Below are 23,280 nucleotides of genomic sequence, written 5' to 3' on the forward strand. Positions count from 1 at the left end.
TTGGTATGAATCTAGCAGCTATTGGAGTACCGGGGCTAATTATAATTCTCGTCATTATCTTGATACTGTTCGGTCCGAGGAAATTACCCGAGGTCGGTTCTGCGGTCGGCAAAACGCTTGCGGAATTCAAAAAGTCAGCAAAAGATATCATGGATGATGATGATACTCAACCGCCTGCCAAGAAACTTTCGGATACCGAAAAAACGGATAGTAAATAAGTAGGTGACAAGATGGATCCGTACAATGATCATAACCGTAAGATTCTCAGTCCGCTGGATAAAATAGCCGAGGAAGAGGCTGTACCTTCCGATCATCCTGCGGAGACCCCTTCCTCTGTATCCGATGAAAGCCGTGACATACCGCCGATACAGGAGCCGAATCAAGACAACTGCGGTTCTCCGGCAAACGGACAGGCGCCTGAAGAACCGCCGTCCAATACCGATCCGGCCATTATCGAACATTTGAATGATCTTCGGAAGCAGATCATCAAGAGCATTGCTGTTTTCCTGTTTTTCTTCATTTCTGCGTTCAGCACGATCAATTTATGGTTCCCTTATATTACACGCGGACATACACTGACCGTGCTCAGTCCGCTGGAAGTCGTTTCATTCTATACGACGATTTCCGCGGCACTCGCTTTCGGGCTGTCCGTCCCTTTTCTCTGTCACTTCCTGTGGCAATTCGTCAAACCGGGACTGACGGAGAAAGAAGGACGTTTCCTCAGCCTGTATTCACCGGCCATTTTGATACTATTCATTGGCGGACTGGCTTTCGGCTATTACGTTGTCAATCCGCTGAGCTATAATTTCCTGATCAAGCTCGGGAAAATGAATTTTGAAATCATGATCACTGCGAAGGAGTATGCGCGTTTCCTGCTGCTGACCACGATGCCGATCGGTCTGCTGTTTGAACTCCCGATTGTCGCCCTGTTCCTTTCCGCTATCGGTATCCTGACCTCCGATACGATGAAGAAGGTCAGGAAATGGTCTTATGTAGTACTGGCAGTCGTCTCAGCGCTCATCACCCCGCCCGACTTCATCAGTCAGCTGATCATCTTAATCCCGATGCTCGCTCTGTATGAAGCAAGCATCTATCTCGTCACCCGGACGGAAAGACGGCTGGTTGCGGGGGATGCCGCATAATTTAGAATACCAATCAATTAAGAAACTGCGGAAGCAACAACTTACCGCAGTTTTTTTATTTGGTTGGAAAACACAACCGATTATAAGGTGATGACTGGAAAGCACGTGCTTCTTACAGGAGTCTTCTATACGAAGATCTTTCGGAAACTGATGCTTGACCTGGATGGGAGAAACTCTATACACCGGCACAATCTTTCAGATATTCAAAAAGATCGGTATCGTCATTAAACTCATGTTGCCGTTCGTGTATAGTGCAGGGAAAGATCGGGATGCGGCAGAAGATTTATAAAGGATAACGCGACACAGAGTTAATTAATCACAAATTCAATTCTGCTTTAATTTTCTGCATACGTTCAATTGGTAAACCTGTTAATTCGGCAACCTCTTCCACATTCATATGCTTTTCCAGCATCTTACGCGCCATTTGCGCCGTTGCTTTTTCCATTCCTCTTTCCAACGCTTGTTTCTCTGCAACCTCCAGCCTCCACTTCGCTTCATTCACCGCAGCTTCCTGATCTAAAATTTGTTTCAGCCGAACTTCATATGCCTGCCGTTCTTTCGGATCCAGGCTGAGCTCGTTCCAGTTCGTAAATGCGTCCTGCAAATGTTTGTCATTCACCACAATCGCCTCCAGTTCCTTGTAAATATCCTCGTAAATGTATGATTTCCGCTGATCCACTATACTGAACAACAATAACCAGCGGCTCAGCACGTCACTCCATGGATCTAACTTCTCTTCCTCCCAGTGTTTCAGCAGTTTAGGTATCTCAATGAAATGTAATTCCATGACGTCAGTCAGCCTGAAATTTTCTTCATCTTCATGCAGATGATACGCCGTATGATAGGACTTCGTCTCTTCCACCAAATTAAAGTTCAGAATGCTTACCACGATGGCCGGTTTCAATTTTGTATACGCCATTCCCTTTTGATTTTGGTTACTATACAATCTTGCCCAATAATATAGACTGCGATTGATCATATCGTATTGATTGGTGAATTGAATCTCGATATTGACCTGATGCTGATCTTGCGTAGTCACCAGGATATCCAGGCGGGATTGCTTATCTTCTCCATGCTTCCTGCCAATTTCCAGATTATTAAACGTTACCTCTTTAATCACATTCGGGCCGGTTCTTTTGAGAATGGCATTTAGAAAAACAATTGTAATCGCTTTGTTTTTCTCACTTCCAAACAATTCCTTGAACGCAAAATCAATTTTCAAATCTACCAATTCCGTTAAATAGATCCGTTTCTTTGAGGTTAGCATAGGACAGCAACAGTAAATCGTCAAAACAGGAAAAATGATTTTTATGCACATAAAACAGTGCCAGAATCAAATAATCAATCGTCAAAATTGATTTTCCCTATCGTTTTAGAAAACAAAAGTTAATTATCCAACTTTATTGAAGCAAGACTTTTATTCTAAAAAACACCTGATCTTTACATGAATCGGACAATCCCGAACGATGTGCAGATCAGTTATCTGCAGGCTGCCTCTGCTACTATCTCGCCCTTGCAAACAACTTCAGGGTATCTGCTCTCTGTGCATAATCCGGCTCGCTGATGTTCTCCAGTGGAGCGCCCATAACAATCGTGATATATTCACGGTCTCCTATCAGCCCGAGCGTCGCCCAGCACTGCCCAGCTTCATAGGTCGTGCCCGATTTACCGCCAATAATTTCAAAACCGGTTTGATTCGCTTTATCCAATGAAGCAAGCACAGTAGACTGCAATAAAACCCCCTTAGGATGATCAGGAGTAGACGATGTCTGGAATGTCTCTTTTGTGAAAATGGCTCTGAAATTATTGTTTTCGAGAGCATAGTCCAGCAGCCTAGCCATATCGGCGGCAGTTGTATATTGATTCGTGTGGTGAAGACCTTCCGGATTGGCGAAACGAGTATTTTTCATTCCCAGCTCCACTGCTTTGTCATTCATCATCTGAACAAAAGTTTCCACACTGCCCCCCACATGGATGGCGAGGGAATTCGCTGCTTCTCCACCGGAATTCAGAACAGTTCCATACAGCAGATCACGATAGGTTACGGCTTCCCTGCCATAAAAACCTGCCATGGAGGCGTTCGCTGCGACCATTTTCCGGTAGGTCTCCAGATCGACAGGAGCGGCGGCAGCCAGATCATCAATATATTCTAGTGCAACAATTGTTGTCATCATCTTTGTCAGTGATGCCGGATAAGCCTTTGAATCCGCATTCTTTTCGTACACCGCTTCTTCAGTTCCCCTGTCGACCATATATATATAGGGGCTCGCATATTCATCTTTAGTAGAAAAATTGAATATCTCTCTAAAATTAATGTTTATTTGACCTTCTGCTTTCAAGAAGAAAAACAGTACAACTATCGCTAGTACTGCAAATTTCAAAAACGCTGATAACTTTCTCATATCTAATCTACCTTCCCCTGAAAAATTCTCTGTCTTCTTATTATAGAAGAAACTAATGAATAAATGAGTAGAATAACTATGAAGAATTTCTTAATATACTGATGGTGATTGGTGCTAATCCGCGTTCACATTGCGCAGTGCATAGATACACCAAAAAAGGATCTGCACAGGCAGACCCCTTTTTTTCAAGCGTTATACATTTCCCAGTAGTCCACCATACTGGAGGCAATTACTTTCGCGCCGTTTAATAAAGCTTTTTCGTCTATGTCAAACTTCGGATGATGATAAGGATAAATAAAGCCTTTCTCCTCATTCGCGGAGCCTGTGAAAAAATAAGTTCCCGGAACATTCTGGAGGAAGTAAGAAAAATCTTCTGCACCCATATTCGGCTGCATCTCCTGTATGTTCATCACCGGCAGAACTTCTTTCGCTGCATTCACCAGCAGTTTTGTAATTCCTGGATCATTTTTTGTGGCAGGATAGCCAAACATATATTCCAATTCGTGCGTCGCGCCAAATGCCTGGCAAGTATGAGTGGTAATGGTTTTCAGCCATTCATACATACTTTGACGCACATCTTCATCAAACGTTCTGATTGTCCCTTTTAGTATCGCTCTTTCGGGAATAACATTTGCTGCCTCTCCGGCATGGAACGAACCAATCGACAATACAGCCGATTTCAGCGGATCCACTTTTCTGCTGGTGATTTGATGCAAATTACCGATTAATTGACCACCTAGTGCAATGACATCCACCGTGTCTTGCGGAAACGCCCCATGTCCGCCAGAACCGATTATTTCAATTGTAAAATCATCGCATGCACCCAGGATATAATTCTCACTGTACAATACATGATCTACAGGAATATAGTTTTCCATATGTGTAGCGAAAATTACATCCACTCCATCCAGAGCACCCGCTTCAATCATCGGCTTTGCGCCGCCGGGATCTTCCTCTTCTGCATGCTGATGAATAAATACAATATTGCCTGCGATATCATCTTTCATTGCAACAAGTGCCTTTGAGAGACCTAATGCAATCGCAGTATGTGCGTCATGTCCACATGCGTGCATGACACCTGGATTTGTCGATTTATAAGGCACATCATTTTCTTCCTGTATGGGTAGCGCATCAAAATCCGCGCGTACTGCAATGGTCTTTCCAGGATGCTTCCCCCGCAACGTCGCAACGACTCCATGTCCACCTACATTTGTCTGTACTTCCAACCCTAGTCTCCGCTGGAATTCAGCTATTTTCTTTGCCGTGTTCACTTCCTGAAATGAAAGTTCGGGATGCATATGAAAATCACGGCGCAGCTTGATCATTTCTTCATAACCGTCTTCCAGGCGAGTAAATAACTGTTGTTTCATACCTAGCCCACCTTTTTAAGTTGTTCTCTTTTTTGCGTACTTTTCAAAAAAACCAAGAATATAGTCTGCAATGATTGCCAATAACGCAGCAGGTATAGCGCCTGCCAAAATCTTTATATCGGATCGCTGTGCAATACCCGAAACGATTTCCTTACCCAGACCCCCACCGCCAACATAAGGAGCGATGGAAGCTACACCGACCGCAATAACGGCGGCAACTCTTAGTCCAGCCACTAAAAATGGCAAGGAAAGAGGAATTTGAACTTTAGTCAAAAGTTGAAATGAACTCATCCCAACCCCCTTACCCGCATCCAACAGGTTTCCATCCACTTCCTGTAAACCCACGTAGGTATTGCGAATAATAGGAAGTAATGAATAGAAAAACAAACCAATAATAACTGCGGTATTACCTAAACCAAAGTACAGCATAAGGATGGCTAACATCGCCAGGCTCGGAACATTCTGCAGAACATTGGCCGCCGACAAAATAACCGGCGCCAAACGTTCTACTTTCACAGCAAGAATGGCTAATGGAACACCGACAACAAACGCTAAGGCTACTCCATAAACAACTAATAGAATATGCTCAATCGTTAAGGATAGCATTTCAGACTGATTTTCAACTACATACTGCATTAACTCTGTCAGAAACTCCATTTACATTCTCCTTATTTCAGTAAGCCTTTTTCTACTAAAAAGTTCTTCGCTACCTCTTTCGGTTCTTTCTTCTCAATATCTACTTCATAAATTAACTGCGTCATTTCTTCTTCATTGATCAGATCAGTCATTGAATTAATGATATCCTCCAGTTCAGGATACTCTTTCAACTTATCATTTCTCGCAACAAGCGATGCGGTGGATGGAGGGAAAAATCCTTTATCATCTTCCAGCACCTTCAAATTCAGCTCTTTAATTTCTGGATCTACTGAGTAGGCTGTGATTGCATCCAGTTCTCCTGTCTTTAATCCTTCATACATCAATGAAATTTCCATTCCTAAAGCCTTTTTAAATGAATAGCCATAATGTTCCTGAAACGCTCGGTAACCATCATCCCCACGCTCTATCCATGCGGAGTCAGTACCAATTGTCAGATCCGGCGCAAATTCGGCCAAGTCAGTCATCGTTTCGATATTCTTTTCTTTCGCATAATCATCTGAGATAGCGATGGTATATTTATTTTCAAAGCCTAATGAATCGAACCATTTCAAATCAAACTTTTCATTAAATAACTTCTGCGCTTGTGCAAGTGTTTTGTCTGCATCCGTTGTATATTCTACTTTGTCATCATCAAAGTGATTATTATACACTTCACCTGAATACAACGTGGCCAGATCAAAATCTCCTTTATCCATCGCGGTAATAATTAACGGACTCGCTTGGATATTTTCCGTTATATTCACCTCATGGTCCGTTTGATCTTCAACAAGTTCTTTTACCATGTACGCAATGATTTTAGGATCCGTATAATCCTGTGTACCCATTTCAAAATAGGTACCACCAGCTGTTGTTTCTTTGTCTTTCCCGCCACATGCAGTCAAAACGAATAACAGTGCAAGTGCGGAAGTTGCGATTAGTAGTTTTCTCATTAAATTGTCTTCCTCCTATTTTTATTTCTAGATTTTTCAATACGGCCAAAAATTAAATCAGTTCCCACTGCTAAAATAATCGCCAAGATCGTTCCTGTAAAAATTAAGTATTTATTATTAAATCCAATCCCCGAAATGATGAGTCCACCCAGCCCGCCGGCTCCAATAACGGCCGCCATCGTAACCCAGCTGATTATGTAAACAGACGTCACTCGAATCCCTGACATGATATATGGCATCGCCAAAGGAAGTTCGATTTTAACCAAACTTTGAAATGCGCTGTAGCCCATTCCTTTTGCTGAATCTACAACACCTGGATCTATGGATTTTATGCCTGTATAGGTGTTTCGCAGCAAAGGGAGAAGCGAGTATAAAAACATGGCAGTAACAGCGGGTTTCATACCGATTCCCAGAATTGGAATCATCAGCGCCAGCATCGCAATCGTAGGGATTGTCTGAAATACGTTGGCGATATTAAAGACCAGACTTTTTAAAAAATTACTTTTTAAACGGGTTAATAAAATTGCAAGGGGGATGGTGATAAGTATCCCTAACAATAAACTGATCACAGACATGACCAGGTGTTGATAGGTATATTCTAAAATGGATATATATCGTTCCTTCCAAAAGTCCAGATAATCTACTATAAACTCCATTTAAATCTCACCGCGTTTCCCGTAGAAAGAGCGGAACGACTGAATAAAATTCTTCATATCAATCATTCCTAAAAACGTATTCTCTTTATCAACAACCGGCACGCTTTGCATCTCCTGTTGTTCTAGTTGTTCAAAAATATCATCAAGAGACTGATCAATCGACAATGCCTGAACAGATGGATCTACAGCTTCTTCCAAACATGTGAAATCCCCGCTCAATAAAGCCCCCAATGAAAGTTGTCCTACCAGTTTGTTCGTTTCATCCACAACCGGATACGTGAAGCTTTTCTGCTGAAGCATTCTCTTGATTACCGATTCCTTTGATTCGGAAAGCCGGATAGCTTGTACCAGAGGATCAACGAAACTAGAAAGCAAAGGGATTGGCTTAGCGTTTGCTAGTCGATCTTCTCCAATAAACTCTCTGACAAAGTCATTAGCAGGATTCATCAAAAGTTCTTGCGGAGTTCCCTGCTGCACAATCTGTCCATCCTTCATTAAAATGATTTGATCTGCTATTTTAATTGCTTCATCCATATCATGCGTAACGAAGATGATCGTTTTTTGAATATCCTTTTGCAGACGAACGAGTTCATTCTGCAATTGCTCTCTACTGATAGGATCCAATGCACTGAACGGTTCATCCATTAATATGGTAGAAGGTTCTGCAGCCAAAGCTCTGATCACGCCCACTCTTTGCTGCTGCCCCCCGCTAAGTTCAGATGGATACCGTTTTTTATATTGCTCTGGATGTAAATTGACCATCTCCAGCAACTCGGTTACCCGCTCGTCTATTTTATTCTTATCCCATTTCAAGAGCTTCGGCACTGTCGCTACGTTATCATAGATATTCATATGTGGAAAAAGGCCTATGCTTTGAATCACATAACCCATTTGCCTACGTAATTCAATTGGGTTAAACTCTGCAATATTCTTGCCATCAATAAAGATTTCTCCCTCTGTATGTTCAGTCAAGCGATTCAAAAGTCTCATGGTCGTCGTCTTGCCGCAACCACTCGGGCCAATTAAGACGTTTATTTTCCCACTTTCAAACAGCAAATCGATATCTTTCAGTACATGAGACCCATCCTCATATACTTTATTCACTTTTTGTAGTTCTATCATATTTACTCTCACTTTCTCGAAGACACAGTGTTAGTTCCTATGTATTTACTTCAGATTATTTTTAGACACTCCACAATCGTAACAGATTCATTGTTCAATTTACAGAATTACTGAACATATCTGCATTATTCGTGCTTGTGTACTATGTAATTTAGATACTAAACCGGGGTGTCTATGTGCGAAACTACTTTGAAACTACTCAGAATAAACTATATGCAGAATAGCAACTTCCTCAAACACAATTCGTTTATATGTCATAGTCATAAAAATTGGGGGATTGAAGGGGTGCGGCCGTGTGAAAAAGAAAAAAATAATGACAATAGCTGTCGTAATACTGATCGCCGTTCTATTGATAAAAGCCTGCAAAAAAGACATGTGGGAAACGAATGAAGCGCTGCTGAAACAAGAAGTGCTGAACATTGGAGAATCCGTGGAGTCGGTGAATTTATCCGATGTCACTCCGTTCGAATGGGATCTTGTATACTCTTTCGATCCCTATACATCCAAGGACGCAATCTATAAGACCGTCGGCTACAAGTGGGACAGGATCAGTGAAACTGTCAGCGAAGGGATGAATCAGTTGGTTTTCATGAAGGATGAAAAAGTGGTTTGTTATGTATATGGCTATCCCCAGAATAATGGATATGGAATTTATTTCTCAGACGGCAGTACTGACGATTCTTCTCCTGCTTCCATACGCAGCTCGCAAGAAGATGTAACTTTTCAAGTCGACAGAAGAGACGGCTATATTTATCTGATGAAGAACTAAATGCGGTGAGCAAGTCCTTCTTAACAGTTCAATTTCACTCAAACCAGCCGGACAATCCCGAGCTTTCCCTGAGCCAGCATGAAGGCATTCTGAATTCTCCTCACATTTTGTTTGTCGTCCTTCTTTTAATTCATTAAAAAACGCCCTTTGACCAAATGACCGGTCAAAGGGCGCTGTTGCTGTAAATTATCGTCATTCATTAATTATCGCGTACTGTCTCCTTCTGCTGTTTCACTTTTCTCTTCCGCGGTTTCATAAATGTTTCATAAACAATCGGAACAATCACCAGCGTCAATAAAGTTGAACTGATCAGTCCGCCGATTACTGTGATGCCCAATCCTTTAGAAATCAAACCGCCACCGCCGCCTTCCACACCCATTGCCAATGGGATAAGTGCTCCGATAGTAGCAAGAGCCGTCATCAAAATCGGACGGAGACGAGTGGATCCCGCTTCCAACAGAGCTTCCCGGGTCGAGAACCCTGCCTTTTCCTGATGGATGACTCGGTCGATCAACACGATCGCATTGGTCACGACGATACCGATCAGCATCAGTGCGCCGATCATCGCTGAGACACTTAGAGGTTCATTGGCAATCCAGAGTGCCACGAGACTTCCGATAATGGTAAATGGAAGTGAGAACAGAATGGCGAGCGGTGCCAGTGCGCCGCCAAATGTTACAACCAGCACAAAGTAGACAATTGCTACTGCGGCAAGCATCGCCAGACCTAATTGTGAGAATGACTCATTGATTTGTTCTGTGACGCCGCCAAAGTCAACCTTAACGCCAGTCGGCAAATCGAGGTCATTAATTTTCTTTTCAACAGCACTTGAAACTGCAGCAGCATCTTTGCTCGTCACATCAGCTGTCAGAGAAGCATACATTTTTCCGTCACGCCGATCAATCGTATCCGGTGTTTTTCCTTCTTCCACCTCCATGACATCTCCCAGTCTGACGGGAACGCCAAGCGGTGTTGGAATCACTTTATCCTGCAGTTCTTCGATACTGCTGTACTCGTCTTCTTTTACTTCAACATAGACCTGTAATTCTTTGCCGTCCTGTTTTACTGTAGTCAGTGCAGGTTCTTCCCCTGCTCCCATCAGGCTCATGCCCACTTGCGCAGCAGTCAGTCCCAGGCTGCTCAACTTTTCCTGATCGGCGACTAGCGTATATTGATCGTATGCTTCAGAAAGACTGGACTCAGCTTTTTCCAAATCTTTATGGTCTTCAAGAATCGGTAAAATTTGCTTCGCAGCAGCCTCAATATCTTCTTTACTATTTCCATAGACAAACAGTTGCAGGCCGCTGCCGCCCATACCGCCAAAGTCCATGCTTTTCCATTCGCCACGGGCTGAATTTTCATTCAGCGTGTCAATGACTTTTGAGCTTTCTCCGTCAAAGTTCTTATAATCCTTATCGTACTCAATGAAGAATAGCGCAGAATTACTTCCGCCCATTCCCATCATAGCATCCATCGGACTTCCGCCTCCCAATGAATACTGATAAGTCGTTACCCCTTCACGTTTGCTGAAGAATTCCTCTGCATTCTGTGCAATCTCTACAGCATCTTCTTTTGTTTGGCCCGCTTCCGGACTGTACGTGGCAATAATCATTTTTTCTTCCTCTTCAGGCAGGAAGCTAACGCCGATATGCGGTACCAAGAAGAAGCTTAAGACGAGCAGTACAACCGATCCACCGAATGTAATCAGTTTATGGTCGAGTGTCCATTCCAAAATACGCTTGTAAGCATGAGCCATCTTCCCGGGCTTCTCGATTTTCCTGCTGTTTTCATTGGAACCAACAGTGGTTAACTGCTTCTTATACAATGAATGAGCAAGCATCGGAACAATTGTCACTGCCACAATCAAGGAAGCTGCGAGCGCAAATGCGATGGCCAGAGCGAACGGCAAGAACATTTCCCCAACAATTCCGCCCACTAAACCAATCGGTAAAAATACCGCAATGGTTACAATGGTAGAAGAAAATATCGGGATGAACATTTGCCGTGTCGCTTCACGAATTAAGTCTTTTCCGCGTAACTTTTCATCCGGCAATGCCATACGGCGATAAATATTTTCCATGACCACAATGGAATCATCGATGACTCGCCCAATTGCTACGGTCAGAGCACCCAGTGTTAACAGATTCAGAGTGATGTCCATTTGGTGCAGGAGAAATATTGCCATTAATAAAGACAATGGGATAGAGACAATAGAAATAAGGGTCGTTTTAATACTTCTCAAGAACAGTAAGATGATTAACACCGCAAAGATGATACCGAACAACGCCTTGCTCAGCATCGTACTGACCGCATCCTCAATCGGCTGTCCCTGATCCATCGTCGAAGTGACCGTCAGAGCCAAATCCTTTTCAAAAGTAGTCAGTGTATCTTTTACATCGTTGACAACTTCTACTGTATTGGCATCGGCTGCTTTGACAATTTGGATGCCGATGGAGTCTTCCCCGTTTGTTCTGGAAATTGATTCTGCTTCACTTACCACCTTGATCTCAGCCAGGTCGCCTAATTGGACAGAAGGTATCTCCATTGGCACCTGTGTCTGTGCAGTCGGAGCAGCAGGCTGTGCGGGATCCATTTGACCGGCTCCTTGTGAAGGCACGGCAGGAATCTTCAGCTTTTTCAAATCATCGACACTGGCAATATTCCCGTCAATCACCAAGTTTTTTACTTCACCGTCAAAATTCGTTAAACCTAACGGCAGTGTAATATCAGATCCTTGAATGATCTGCTGGATCGTTTCCTGTGACATTCCGTATTTCTTCAGTTGTTCTTCATCAAAGTCTATTGTGACTTTTTTCAGCTGCTGTCCGCTGATCTGTACGTCTGCAACACCTTCGATTCCCTCTAAAACTGGAAGGACATCCGCCTCCACCACCGCACTCATCTCATCCGCAGTCCGTTTGTTATCACTGACACTCAATGTCAAAACAGGAAGCGCATTGAAACTTAACCGTGAGACTTGCGGTTCATTCACACCCTCCGGCAATGAAAGTACGGACAAGGTTTCTTTTATTTCTTCTGTTGCCTTATCCATATCCGTTTTAAAACCGAATTGAACTTGAATAGAAGAAGCGTTGGCTAACGAAGACGAGCTGACCAGTTCTACGCCGTCCAGGTTCTGGATCCGTTGTTCAATGGGAACCGTCACTTTTTCCGCTACTTCATCAGGAGCAGCTCCCGGATAGGCAGTCAGTACCGTTACATTCGGCAAAGTAATCGTCGGCATCGTTTCCTGTTTCATATTAAAACCAGAGTACAAGCCTGCAACAATTACCATTACCGTCAGAATCCATACGGCAAATTTATTGTTGAGCGCAAAATTCGTTATTTTCTTCAAGTGATACACTCCCGGCAAATTAGTTTCGAATAATATTAAATCAGCGATCATTTATGATGTCCTGCATTAGAAACTTCCCGTTCAGACTTTCCCTCCCCTGAGCAGTGAACTATCATCTGCGCAACTGTCTGCTAAAACATTTACTGACCCCAATGACAAATTGACCAGTCAGTCACGATGTTTTATACTATAAATGACCAGTCAGTCAAAATCAAGTTTCAATCTGTTACGATATTATAAATTTCATCTACTCATAAATGCTTTGTCCATTTTGTGACTAGTCGGTCAAAAGGAGAGCGTGGAACAAAATTATCCTACTGTTGACAATTCATTGCATGTTGATAAATTGTTGGCTAATCTTGTAAATATGCACTGTGAAAAGGGGGAGGCAAATGAAGGAAAAGAAACGCAAAGAACTTATAGAGTCTGCCATTAAATTATTTGCGAAGGATGGCTTTACGAACACGTCTGTCCAAAACATCGTGAATGACTGCGGGATTTCCAAAGGGGCTTTTTATCATCACTTTTCTTCTAAAGAAGAACTGCATATCGCTATTTTTGAATACTACTTTGAGCAACTAAGAACCAGAACTCAAGAAATTGATCAGGAACGTTTAAATCCACGGGATAAAATGAAGAAACAGCTGAATGTGCCATTTGAACAACTGAATCAGCAGAAAGAATTCTTGATGGTCTATATGCGCGAACAAAATTTTTCCATCAATAAACAACTGCGCGAAGTGATGGAGAAAACCCAATATGAAATGCTGAGCTGGTATGAAAAAAACTTAATTGAATTATTCGGGGAAAAGATCACTGCCTATACCGGAGATATTATTTTACTGATTGAAGGAATCCGTACCAGTTACCTTGCCGTCATGCTTTTTCAAGATTTACAGATCGATACTTCCCTGATCTCGAATTTCATGATGAACCGAATTGATGACATGGTCGAATCCTTTGAAAACGGCGAAGTGCCAATCATGAAAAATAATCTGCTGAACCCTTTCTCGAAAGAGACATTCGGCATAGCGAACCGCAAGGAAAAAGTCCTTGCGCTGCTGGCGGACATGAAAGAACAGCTCGAGGTGATGAAGTTTGATTCGGAGAAAAAAGAAGGCTTGCAGGGCGTGATTGATTTTCTGTCTGCTGAACTGAAAAAGCCGGAATTGGAGTCGTACATTTTCCAGGGAATGCTGGCTAACTTAAAGGCGGTGAAAGAATTTGACATCTATCGCGAAAAAATCGCAAAGCTGCTCGGCATTCAACTTTTATAACACCTGATACCGTCCGGGATTTTTGCTCAATGTATGTAGTGATACAACGGCTTTTTCAAGGAGATCTTCCATCCCTGTGCGATAATCAGTTTCACGTGTGATTGTCACACAGGGACTGCTCTCTATTTTATCTGTAGACTCATCGTCACGTTCCTCGCATGGAACCCCATCTTTTCGTACAGCCGGATCGCGGGGTTTCCTTCAAATGCGCTCAGGCGGATTTCAGGATATCCGGTCTCTTTCAACCGATCAATCGCAACAGACATCAACCGCTTCGAGATTCCCTTTCCTCTAAATTCCTCTCTGACAAATAGTTCATAAATAAAACCAATCGGCTGATCCGTGAATTGATCTTTACTCGGACCGGCAAGAATCCAGCCCAGCAATTCGTTGTTTTCATAAGCAGCCAGATAATAGCAGCCTTTTTTCAGAAGCGGCTCCGTCAGCTGCCGCACTTTTTCATTCGTCGGCTTCACCTCACCCAGCGTGCCGTCAGCGATTGCCTGAGGAGATAAAGAAATAATCTGTTCCTGTTCCATTTCGTCAGGTTTTCTAATTTCCATTAAATTCACTTCCTTACTGTATATGCTTTCATTCTTCACAAATCCTGCGAAAGCCGGATCATATCCCTGCACTGGATTCCGTTTTCAAAAATCGTTTCCTTGTAGTGCCTGGTGAAGAAATCCCTATCGATGCCAGTTATTCGAAAACCGCATTTCTGATAGAGCGCCAGCTGGCCGATGCTCGAATTGCCTGTCCCGATCTCCATCGTCATATAGCCATTGGACTTTGCTTCCCTGATCGCTGCCAGAACCAATGCCTTTCCTATTCCTTCGCCCTGACGCCCCTCCGCTACTGAAATATTCACAAGTTCCACCGTACCAGGTCTTGTAGGCAGCAGGACGAATACACCAATGATTACTTCTCCATCATCCGCAACAAAACAAGTTCCTCTTTCCACGTACTCGTCAACCAGTTGCCTGGAAGGATCTGCTAAGAGCAGCAAATCAACCGGAGGCGTTTCATTTGAATGCAGCTCTCTGATTTTCATAACGGCCTCCTATGATCTTTCTTCTGCTCGTCATCAAATACGATATCCACGCTGAAGATCAAAATCGCTGTCAGGATTTCCGCAAAGCCCGTTAACGTGATTCCAGTCATCCATTCATTAACCGTATGAATGACCATCCATGTCAATGCGAGCTTCACAAGTGCCATCCAAATAAACTTCTTCCGCGCCTGCAAATTCGACTTCATCAGGAAAAACAGAATGACTTTTTCAATGATTTCAAAAATGATTCCAATCAAGATGCAGTAGAAAACGAACAGCAGCAAAGTTCCGTTTGATTCATAAGTGACGCCGATTAAGTAAAAGAAACCTGCAAGCCCGAAATACAAACCGCCAAACACGACAGCAGCTGAAACTGCGATCAGCAGTGTCATGGCGATGAGGATAAAAATTCTCTCACTGGATTTCAACGTATTCATCCCTTATAGTGTAATCAAAACTGCCTATTCTACGGATTCATTCATTGAAATGTTTCATGTTCAATCAAAACTCCACATGTCATTCAGTGTTCACACACACGAACATTAATCCAGAATATTCGTCTTTTTGTTAAAGGAGGAATGCAGCTATGAAAAATAAGGCGATAGTATTCACCCTCATCCTGGCTGCCGGCCTGCTGTTTGCCTGCAGTTCTAAAAACGATGTGAAGGCAACTTTCATAGGTACTATTCAGGAAATCAGAGGAGACAGCGCACTGGTTGATGCTGCACAAGAAGACGGCAAAGTCCTTGGACAAATTGAAATTAACCTCTCAGTAAACCCGAATGAAACGTTTCAAATCGGGGATAAAGTTAAGATAGGGTATGACGGAACAATTATGGAAACGGCTCCGCTCAAGATCATTACCCTTACAGTAGAAAAGATCGAATGATTCCCGCAGTTCCGCTGCAGAAAAGCAGGTGATTTTCTTATGAGCGAAGAGGTTATCATACTTATGGTGATTGTACTCATTGCATCACTTTTGCAGACGAGTACCGGCTACGGCTTTTCTATTATCGGCACGCCATTTTTATTATTTCTGTATCCGCCGCAAACTGCAATTCAGATAAATATCATCCTGTCCATCTGCCTGTCCGCATTTATGATCCGCACAATCAGAAATGAAATCGACCGATCCATGCTGCTCCAATTGGTCAAAGGAAGCATCCCCGGCTTACTATGCGGTATCTTCATTTATCTTTTCTTGGACATCCGACTGCTGAAAATGGCCGTCGGAGCTCTGATCCTGCTGTTGACCGTCTTATTGATGCTGCAGTTTACGATGAGCCGGACACAGAACAGGGATCTGTTAGCTGGAGGCATTTCCGGTGCACTAACTACCAGCATCGGCGTGCCAGGTCCCCCTCTGCTGCTATACTTTTCGGGAGCCCGTATTGACCAGATAACACTCCGGAGCACGACACTGGCTTATTATCTTTTCGTTTATGCCGCTAGTTTAATTATGCAAATAGCACTGGGCGGGACCTCCAAAGAGACGTGGATTTTGTCCATGTCAGCTATCCCCGCTCTTTTTATCGGCATCGTGATGGGCCAGTTATCATCTAAATGGATCAGCCAGAATACCTTTCGACGCGTCACCTATGGTATTTTATTATGTACAGGAATCTATTTGCTGTTCACCGGCCTAATCTCGGAAGTTCCTGTGCAATAAACATTCATGATTGTTGAAACTAACATGAATGTTTAAACTTTCACGTTTGTTTGGCGCACAGGCACCACTACTCAAAGGAGGAGAAAACAGTTCAATGGCATATATTCTATTACTCGTCGGATTCGCCTTATTAATAAAAGGAGCAGACTTTTTCGTTGAGGGATCCTCCAATATTGCAAGACTGCTGCGGGTCCCGCCACTTTTAATCGGCCTGACCATCGTGGCATTCGGGACAAGTTCTCCGGAAGCGACTGTCAGTATTATTGCCGCACTCGAAGGCAATTCGGGCGTCGCAGTCGGAAACGTGGTCGGCAGCAATATTTTCAATATCACGCTTGTTGTCGGACTGGCCGCTTTTTTATATCCCCTGAAAGTCGAAAGTGAGACCATCCGAAAGGAAATCCCGTTCACCCTGCTCGCCAGTGTGGCGCTGCTTGTCCTGATGAGCGACGTGGTCCTCGGGTCCGGCAGCAATATGATCACGCGCGGGGATGGCTTTATTTTCCTGCTGTTTCTTTCCATCTTTCTGTATTATGTAATTGAGACCGGTCTGAAAAGCCGTAAAAACAATGAAATCAAACCATCAACCACCAACATTAGCCGAGGTAAAAATATAGGCATCACCCTGCTCGGACTGGCCGCCATTATATTCGGCGGGGATCTAGTTGTGAAAAACGGCACGGAAATCGCCTACTCTCTCGGCATGAGTGAGACGCTGGTAGGACTCACGATCATCGCCATTGGAACCTCTCTTCCTGAACTGGTCACTTCTATTACAGCGGCGCTGAAAAAAGAAAGTGAAATTGCGCTCGGGAATATTGTCGGGAGTAATATCTTCAATATTTTATTTGTACTCGGTGCATCGGCAGCCATTTCCCCATTGGCTATAAACGATAAAGTTGTCGTGGACGTGGTCTTCATGATTGTCCTCACTGTCGTGCTACTGATTTTCTCAAGAACCGGATTCAAAATCGGAAAGCGTGAAGGAGTGGTACTTGCCGCTTCGTATATTGTGTATTTGGTTTATATTATTTTACGGAATTAAAGATATGACTGTAAGCCATAAAGGCACCGAATTCGATGTCCAAGAAGCTAGAAAAATCGCTTTGGAAAGTTCGTAGTACGAAATTTTCAAAGCGATTTATCTGCTTAACACCCCAAAACCTTCTCATCCACCTCTATACGCGGATTCCGGGCCAACAACACCCTGACAAATTCCTGTTCATTCTTCGGTGAAACATGTATATCGCGGTATTTCCCATACTCCAAAGCTAATCTGTCCACGGAGAGCGCGGGCGTCGCCAATACACTTTTCACTTTACGGATCCTGTGAATATCTTCCATTGCGACACGATACACCAGTGGGCCATTCCGGATGGTGAGGGTTTCTTCCCCGACATGATAATTCGTGCCGAACCAAAGCCACAGCAGGAATCCTATCAGCAGCAAGCCAAACAGCAGCCACAGCACAGATACCACGTCGAATGAAAACTCCAAGCCGATACTCACTGCAATCACCGCCACCGTGATCCAAACCGCCGCAAAGTACACGCCGTCTTTTTTAGATGCGAATAAAATCTCCCTCACCCTTTCTGGCATGCCTGTGCGCCAAACAGATTATAAACAATTCAGAATAGCGTCCGAATTGTATGACGCACAGGCACCCTTAATCCCTTCCGCGAAAATCCTAGGTTACTTAATATACAATCCCGCCACTTCCTGCGAGTCATTGAATGTGATAGTAAATACCCGTGTCCCCTCGCTGTACTTCACAGCCAGTACCGTAATGAAATGCCCTTTGTCTTCCTCGACAGACGACTTATCCACCTCTTTGAATTCACCGGAATCCTGTATCAGGCCGGTCACTTCTTCGAGCTGGTCAGCAGTCAGCGCCTCTTTCATATTGGCATCGAGCATCTCGTGGACACTCGCCGTATCGCCTGCATTCAGCAGCGCAACCACTTCCTCCGCCTTGCCGATATATATTTCCGATGTTTCTTCATCCACTTTCTTTCCTCCACACGCGGCGAGCAGCAGCGCCACTGCGATGATCATCATCATTTTTTTCATATCCATCCGTCCTTTCTCTTCATTCGGAGACCGTATAGGAACAAGCCGACAGCGAGTAGGCCAATCAGTGTTTCCATGACCGGCAGCTGCAGATTCTTCGCTACAAATAGCGGCACAATGCCGATCATCGCATCAATCAGCGCATGCAGTCCAATCGCCGCCAGCAAAAATCTCCATTTCTTCTGCCTGACCGACTGCAGCACAAGAAGCGACAGGCCGATATGCAGCAGAATGGCAAAGATCCGTTCCAGCCCGCCAATGAAATACAGTCCGCCCGAGATCGCAGGTCCTGCCGTGAACAGCAAACTCACTGCCGGCAAGCCGAGCAGCAGCAACGCCTCCACTCCTCCATGTCCCACACCGAAAAACAGCCCCGATAGCCATTGGCGCTGTTTCATGAAATAGCGCATCGCGACATAACGGGCCAATTCTTCCGCGAGTCCCGCCGTCACGCCAAGAAATACGGCATAGAGAAGCGGATGAAGAGCGCTCAGCATCATATATTCCGTGCTGTTTACACTCAGATACGACAACAGCGGAAGTCGGATCAGCACCTGTGAGACGATAAACGCCAGTATGCCGAGCACGTACGGCAGCCACTGCTTTTTCAAGAAAGACGCGATGAACAGCCCTGCAGGAAGCAGAAGACCAACTGCTGAAGCGAACAGAATTCCTGCCATATACGGTCACCCCCCTGCTTCTACCTTACCGAAGCAGGCCGGTTACGAAAACGGATTCTTCCCAAACGGCCGGAATTCAGTCATGAACGGTCCGCTTCTTTCTTCAGCAGCAGCTGCTGGCTGAACAAATGGGCGGCAGATGACGTTTCAAGCGTTGCATAAGAGGACTTGTCCAGAATCCGCTTCAGCGAAAACAGCCCGATTCCTCTGCCGTTCTTTTTATTCGAATACTGTTTTGCATACAGCTGCCGGATATCGGCTGGTTCAGCCCGGCTGCTGTTGCGGACGATGATATATTGAATAGCCGGCGTATCGAAAAGCGCCAGCTGCAGCTGTTTTTCTTCACTGGCAACCGCCTCTTCTATCGCATTATCGAGCAAAATCGTAATGACCCGGATAAAATCAGTCACCGGCATGGCAATCGATTCCACCGTTTCAGGGATATCGATCATCACGTCAACATTTTGCTGATACGCTGTCATCACTTTCACAGCGAGTACGCTTTTCACTTCCGGCACCTCGATCCGGGACAGCTTCAGCAGGTCATATTCCCGCAGTTTCAGCTGTTCCGAAGTCGGCGCCACAACATTTGTATAGACATCTTCAATCAGCGCCAGATCTTTCTGCCGCACGCCTTCATCCAGCGCCAGCAGGACGTTCAGGTAATCATGGCGGAAGCTGATGAAGTCATCGTGAATTGCCTCGAGTTTGCCGACGTAGGCAAGCATTTCATTATCAAGCAGCATCTGCTGCCGTTCGGCCATGCGGTCTTTTGCGATCTGCCAGCTGACAAGCAGCACGGTCAGCAGGAGAAAAAACAGTACGAACGCGGCGACATAGCTGACGTACGCAGCCTGCTGATACCAGGCTGCCGACATTAACGAAGCAGGCGATGACAGCAGCATAAGCGCGACGAAACTCGCAGTCAGAAGAACATAGCTGACCGCGTAAAACCGGCCCATCACGGCATAGCGCCCGAACAGCGCAATCTGCCGGCGGCCCACGACAGCGGCAATCAAAATCAAAACGGAGACCAGCAGATGCAGAAGGCTCGGGGTCCAAATATACAGATTCCACGGACTCTCCATATACAGTTTCATGGCAGACTCCAGCCCTACAAGCCTCGTAAGCGTCAGGCCTGCGGTACTCCCTAAAGCGTATAACACATTATGTATAATCGGCATGCCGCCTCGCATGAATCCGATGCCGAGCAGAAAAACGAACAGCAAAATGCCGTTTAATTCTGGATAGCCCGTCACCGTGACCGCCACTTGCAGGAACACGGTAAATAAGACGCTGACGGCGAGCATCATCCGGACCGACAGACGGTCATAGCCCGCCAGCTGCCGGTAGACATATACATGGCTGAATCCGTTCAGCAGCACGGCCGCCACATCGTAGATCGTCATCGGCTCGCCTCCTTCACACGCTGCTGCACTTTGCGCTGCAGGCGACGTGACACCGGCACCTGTTTCCCGCTTTTCATGACCAGCATGCGGTCTGCCGTCTGATACATCGCCACGCATTCCACATTGACCACATACGACTGATGACAGCGCAGCAGCCGGCCGTCGAGCAATTCTGCCTCCTTCAGCGTTCCGTAATACTGGACCAGCCGATTCGCCGTGACCACTGACAAACGGTGAGGTCCGTCCGTCATGATGAACTCCAATTCAGTAAACGGAATACGTACAGTGGCTTGTTCATTATCCACCACAAAATCATCCGTCTCATGCGCCGACTCGTTGCGTTCCGCATAATGAAGCAGACATTTCTCAATGATTTCGCTCTGTTCATTAACCGGCAGCCCTTTATCGATAAAGGTCAGAGCCGACACCATATACTGATAGGAAATCGGCGCCAGTTCCGCATGCGTCGTCACGAACACCAGCACACCGTCCGGATCCAGCCTGCGGATTTCCTGTGCCGTCTCCAGCCCTTTGCGCTCTTCTCCTTTCAGCTCGATATCCAGAAAGTAAATCGGAATCCGCGCAGACAAATGAAGCTGGCCCAGGATATCTTCGCTCCTTGCCGTGACCAGCAGCCTGTCGTACGCTATATGATGTTTCCCGCAGATGGTCTCCACGATCTCCTTCAGACGCTGTGCCTGATGAACATCGTCCTCTAAAATAAAAATACTCATGTGAATCACTCTCTATCTTTGGATCAGTTACGTGCCTGTGCGCAAAACAACTTCGGAACAATTCGGAATAGTGTCTGAATTGCGTGGCGCACAGGCACCTTAATTATGCCAATTCCCCCCCTATATGAACTACGGGCACTAATCTGTGTAAATGATCAGTGCCCGTTATATTCCCCAATATATTGAATCGTTTCTAAAAACAATTCTTTTAGCAGCTTTAGATCAGTAACAGATTGAATCATTGCCTGTATATACTTTTCCCTCTCCAGTGTTTCATACGCCCACTCAATTCCTCGATCCATTGCGTAAGCATATAGGAAAATCCGGATAGTCCTGCCATTTCCTTCACGAAAAGGATGCAACATATTTAATTCTGTCTTAAAATATGCTAAACGATCCGCAGCTTCATTCAATGAATTCCAGAGAGGCTCTTCATTTAACTCCATAAACAAGTCACTTGCATAGCTATTCAAAAATTGAACTTGGCAGAAACGAGTAGCGCCTTTCATAAGCTGAACATCCCTAAATTTTCCTGCAAACGGATAGATATCTTGAAATAGGTAATAATGCAGGTCATGAAACTCTTTCAAGGTAAATGATCCAAATATAAAGTCGTTTTGTTCTAGCGCCATTGCACGGAGAGAAAATGCCAATGCTTCTGCTCTTTCAAGTTCTTCACGGGAATCAATCCCCAATAAATTATATTTTAATAGATAATCATCATTTTCTTTTTCATTATACTTTCCCATGTCGCAATATATCCTTAATTAAATTAGGGGTAATTAAGGTCTTTGTATTTACGAGCTCTAATACTTTTTCCTGTACTTCAGGAGAAAGACTTAAGTTTTCCAGATGAAGATTATGCATTACTCTTCTAAATTCTTTTGATTCCAGATTCAATGCCTTCATGTAAACAACTCCTTTATCAGTACAATCTTACCTTATATTATACCGTATCGCGTGCCTGTGTGTCACACACAGGCACCACAATTACTTCAGTCCAACTCCACCACCGCAAAATCCGCAATCTGCATATAGCCGATTTCCTGATAGATTTTATTCGCTGTGGCGTTTGCCAGGTCCGTAAACAGTAAGCAGAATTGAAATTCCTTCATCAGTTCCTCAGAAACCTTTGCGACCATCGTCCGGCCATAGCCTTTTCTGCGTTCCTGCCTAGGTGTGAAAACCATCGAAACAGTGACTCCGCGCTCGGTTGGACGTGCTTTTTTCATCATCGAGACAACTTTCCCTTCATTCTCCCAAACGAATACTTCCTGCCTGTCGATGAACGAGGCGACTTCCTCACGCACCGCGTCCTTAGGGGTCAACGGCAATCCAGCCTCTTTCTCAAACAGCATCAGCCAGGCCGCAATCCGCAGCGCGTCTTTTTTCGTCGCCAGCCGCCAATTTCCCGGACTGTCTTCCAGCGCCGAATTAACCGCATCAAGCCGGTACACACCCTCATCAATTTCTACTTGAAAGCCGCGGCCTGTCTCCGCCTTCCACTTCTCTGCGAATGAGATCGCCCACTCTTTTCTGCTGATCACCGTCGGGATGGAAATGGATTGTTCAGCGAGCAATCGTACTGTCTGCCCCAAAATTTCATCCGCCTTTTCTGGATGGTTGACGATTATATTCAGCGGATAAGGCGGCGTCATCTGCAGCAGGGCGGTAATTTCTCCATCCTCTTCTACAGCCGCCATAAACGGATTGTCATAACGGCCAGCTTTGATCGCTTCCATTATGCCGTAGAACAGGCTGAAAGTATCTTCGTGCTGTGTCAAAATAGGTTTTGCTTTCAATGAAAATTGCTGTGGGTCCGTGTACGTTACGAATTCCATTGCTCTGTCTCCAATCCAAATAAGTCTTCTGTTTGTCAACGGTGCCTGTGTGCCACACAACTTCAACACAATTCAGAATAGTGTCCAAGTTGTGTCGCACACAGGCACCTCAATTTAATTGGCACCTCAATTCAGCAATCACGAATC

26 protein-coding genes are annotated in these 23,280 nt (G+C 44.7%); 7 read left to right on the plus strand and 19 right to left on the minus strand.

Annotated features, from left to right (window positions below):
- Nucleotides 1–5: 5 nt before the first annotated feature.
- Nucleotides 6–218 (plus strand): twin-arginine translocase TatA/TatE family subunit, encoded by a 213-nt coding sequence (gene tatA / locus GDZ68_RS14500; protein WP_153723026.1) that lies wholly within the window; start codon nt 6–8, stop codon nt 216–218.
- Between the two features lie 12 nt (nt 219–230).
- Nucleotides 231–1,142, plus strand: coding sequence for a twin-arginine translocase subunit TatC (gene tatC / locus GDZ68_RS14505; protein ID WP_153723027.1), 912 nt, complete (start codon nt 231–233; stop codon nt 1,140–1,142).
- Nucleotides 1,143–1,458: 316 nt separating this feature from the next.
- On the opposite strand, the gene GDZ68_RS14510 is transcribed toward tatC, so the two are convergent.
- The 7 genes from GDZ68_RS14510 to GDZ68_RS14540 form a co-directional block, all read right to left on the minus strand.
- The gene (locus GDZ68_RS14510) at nt 1,459–2,364 is read right to left on the minus strand and encodes an Rpn family recombination-promoting nuclease/putative transposase (protein ID WP_194841183.1); all 906 of its coding nucleotides are present in this window, start codon (nt 2,362–2,364) and stop codon (nt 1,459–1,461) included.
- Nucleotides 2,365–2,644: 280 nt separating this feature from the next.
- A complete protein-coding gene (locus GDZ68_RS14515; protein WP_153723029.1) occupies nt 2,645–3,544 on the minus strand; it encodes a D-alanyl-D-alanine carboxypeptidase family protein in 900 nt (299 codons plus the stop codon).
- A 185-nt stretch (nt 3,545–3,729) separates the two neighbouring features.
- Nucleotides 3,730–4,914, minus strand: coding sequence for a M20 family metallopeptidase (locus tag GDZ68_RS14520; RefSeq protein ID WP_153723030.1), 1,185 nt, complete (start codon nt 4,912–4,914; stop codon nt 3,730–3,732).
- Nucleotides 4,915–4,929: 15 nt separating this feature from the next.
- Nucleotides 4,930–5,571 carry an ABC transporter permease gene (locus GDZ68_RS14525; protein ID WP_153723031.1) on the minus strand — a complete coding sequence of 214 codons (642 nt, stop codon included), beginning with the start codon at nt 5,569–5,571 and terminating at the stop codon, nt 4,930–4,932.
- A gap of 11 nt (nt 5,572–5,582) precedes the next feature.
- Nucleotides 5,583–6,500: an ABC transporter substrate-binding protein gene (locus tag GDZ68_RS14530; RefSeq protein WP_153723032.1), complete on the minus strand. Its 918-nt coding sequence runs from the start codon at nt 6,498–6,500 to the stop codon at nt 5,583–5,585.
- Complete coding sequence (locus GDZ68_RS14535; protein WP_153723033.1) at nt 6,500–7,156, minus strand: ABC transporter permease; 657 nt, start codon at nt 7,154–7,156, stop codon at nt 6,500–6,502. Before GDZ68_RS14535 ends, GDZ68_RS14530 begins: the two co-directional genes overlap by 1 nt.
- Nucleotides 7,157–8,278, minus strand: coding sequence for a betaine/proline/choline family ABC transporter ATP-binding protein (locus GDZ68_RS14540; protein WP_153723034.1), 1,122 nt, complete (start codon nt 8,276–8,278; stop codon nt 7,157–7,159).
- 295 nt (nt 8,279–8,573) lie between these two features.
- On the opposite strand from GDZ68_RS14540, the gene GDZ68_RS14545 reads away from it, so the two are divergent.
- A complete protein-coding gene (locus tag GDZ68_RS14545; RefSeq protein WP_228551125.1) occupies nt 8,574–9,047 on the plus strand; it encodes a hypothetical protein in 474 nt (157 codons plus the stop codon).
- Nucleotides 9,048–9,246: 199 nt separating this feature from the next.
- Here the strand turns inward: GDZ68_RS14545 and GDZ68_RS14550 are convergent, their stop codons facing one another.
- Nucleotides 9,247–12,402, minus strand: coding sequence for an efflux RND transporter permease subunit (locus GDZ68_RS14550; protein ID WP_153723035.1), 3,156 nt, complete (start codon nt 12,400–12,402; stop codon nt 9,247–9,249).
- Between the two features lie 392 nt (nt 12,403–12,794).
- Between GDZ68_RS14550 and GDZ68_RS14555 the strand changes: the two genes are divergently transcribed.
- Nucleotides 12,795–13,679, plus strand: a complete 885-nt coding sequence (locus GDZ68_RS14555) for a TetR/AcrR family transcriptional regulator (RefSeq protein ID WP_153723036.1) — start codon at nt 12,795–12,797, stop codon at nt 13,677–13,679.
- 122 nt (nt 13,680–13,801) lie between these two features.
- Here GDZ68_RS14555 and GDZ68_RS14560 read toward each other — a convergent pair whose 3' ends face one another.
- The 3 genes from GDZ68_RS14560 to GDZ68_RS14570 are packed head-to-tail and all read right to left on the minus strand — an operon-like array spanning nt 13,802 to nt 15,158.
- Complete coding sequence (locus GDZ68_RS14560) at nt 13,802–14,242, minus strand: GNAT family N-acetyltransferase (protein WP_153723037.1); 441 nt, start codon at nt 14,240–14,242, stop codon at nt 13,802–13,804.
- A 35-nt stretch (nt 14,243–14,277) separates the two neighbouring features.
- Complete coding sequence (locus GDZ68_RS14565) at nt 14,278–14,730, minus strand: GNAT family N-acetyltransferase (RefSeq protein ID WP_153723038.1); 453 nt, start codon at nt 14,728–14,730, stop codon at nt 14,278–14,280.
- Entirely contained in the window at nt 14,727–15,158 is a 432-nt protein-coding gene (locus GDZ68_RS14570) for a YrvL family regulatory protein (RefSeq protein ID WP_194841184.1), read from the minus strand. The genes GDZ68_RS14565 and GDZ68_RS14570 overlap by 4 nt, the downstream gene beginning before the upstream one ends.
- A gap of 158 nt (nt 15,159–15,316) precedes the next feature.
- Here GDZ68_RS14570 and GDZ68_RS14575 point away from each other — a divergent pair, with 158 nt between their 5' ends.
- The 3 genes from GDZ68_RS14575 (at nt 15,317) to GDZ68_RS14585 (ending at nt 17,444) form a co-directional block, all read left to right on the plus strand.
- Nucleotides 15,317–15,619 carry a hypothetical protein gene (locus GDZ68_RS14575; protein ID WP_153723040.1) on the plus strand — a complete coding sequence of 101 codons (303 nt, stop codon included), beginning with the start codon at nt 15,317–15,319 and terminating at the stop codon, nt 15,617–15,619.
- Between the two features lie 39 nt (nt 15,620–15,658).
- Nucleotides 15,659–16,399: a sulfite exporter TauE/SafE family protein gene (locus GDZ68_RS14580; RefSeq protein WP_153723041.1), complete on the plus strand. Its 741-nt coding sequence runs from the start codon at nt 15,659–15,661 to the stop codon at nt 16,397–16,399.
- A gap of 94 nt (nt 16,400–16,493) precedes the next feature.
- Nucleotides 16,494–17,444: a calcium/sodium antiporter gene (locus tag GDZ68_RS14585; RefSeq protein ID WP_153723042.1), complete on the plus strand. Its 951-nt coding sequence runs from the start codon at nt 16,494–16,496 to the stop codon at nt 17,442–17,444.
- Nucleotides 17,445–17,548: 104 nt separating this feature from the next.
- Here GDZ68_RS14585 and GDZ68_RS14590 read toward each other — a convergent pair whose 3' ends face one another.
- From GDZ68_RS14590 to GDZ68_RS14625, 8 genes are all read right to left on the minus strand, one after another.
- Nucleotides 17,549–17,998 (minus strand): PH domain-containing protein, encoded by a 450-nt coding sequence (locus GDZ68_RS14590; RefSeq protein WP_153723043.1) that lies wholly within the window; start codon nt 17,996–17,998, stop codon nt 17,549–17,551.
- Nucleotides 17,999–18,091: 93 nt separating this feature from the next.
- Entirely contained in the window at nt 18,092–18,469 is a 378-nt protein-coding gene (locus GDZ68_RS14595; RefSeq protein ID WP_194841185.1) for a DUF3887 domain-containing protein, read from the minus strand.
- Complete coding sequence (locus GDZ68_RS14600) at nt 18,466–19,149, minus strand: YhfC family glutamic-type intramembrane protease (protein WP_153723045.1); 684 nt, start codon at nt 19,147–19,149, stop codon at nt 18,466–18,468. The genes GDZ68_RS14595 and GDZ68_RS14600 overlap by 4 nt, the downstream gene beginning before the upstream one ends.
- A gap of 80 nt (nt 19,150–19,229) precedes the next feature.
- Nucleotides 19,230–20,558, minus strand: coding sequence for a GHKL domain-containing protein (locus GDZ68_RS14605; protein WP_194841186.1), 1,329 nt, complete (start codon nt 20,556–20,558; stop codon nt 19,230–19,232).
- Nucleotides 20,555–21,292, minus strand: a complete 738-nt coding sequence (locus tag GDZ68_RS14610; protein WP_153723047.1) for a response regulator transcription factor — start codon at nt 21,290–21,292, stop codon at nt 20,555–20,557. The genes GDZ68_RS14605 and GDZ68_RS14610 overlap by 4 nt, the downstream gene beginning before the upstream one ends.
- Nucleotides 21,293–21,447: 155 nt before the next feature.
- A complete protein-coding gene (locus GDZ68_RS14615; RefSeq protein WP_153723048.1) occupies nt 21,448–22,041 on the minus strand; it encodes a Fic/DOC family protein in 594 nt (197 codons plus the stop codon).
- A complete protein-coding gene (locus GDZ68_RS14620) occupies nt 22,028–22,201 on the minus strand; it encodes a Zn-dependent hydrolase (protein WP_153723049.1) in 174 nt (57 codons plus the stop codon). The genes GDZ68_RS14615 and GDZ68_RS14620 overlap by 14 nt, the downstream gene beginning before the upstream one ends.
- An 86-nt stretch (nt 22,202–22,287) precedes the next feature.
- Nucleotides 22,288–23,133: a GNAT family N-acetyltransferase gene (locus tag GDZ68_RS14625; RefSeq protein WP_153723050.1), complete on the minus strand. Its 846-nt coding sequence runs from the start codon at nt 23,131–23,133 to the stop codon at nt 22,288–22,290.
- Between the last annotated feature and the right edge of the window lie 147 nt (nt 23,134–23,280).

The sequence above is a fragment of the Sporosarcina cascadiensis genome (assembly GCF_009650995.1).
Lineage (GTDB): Bacteria > Bacillota > Bacilli > Bacillales_A > Planococcaceae > Sporosarcina > Sporosarcina cascadiensis.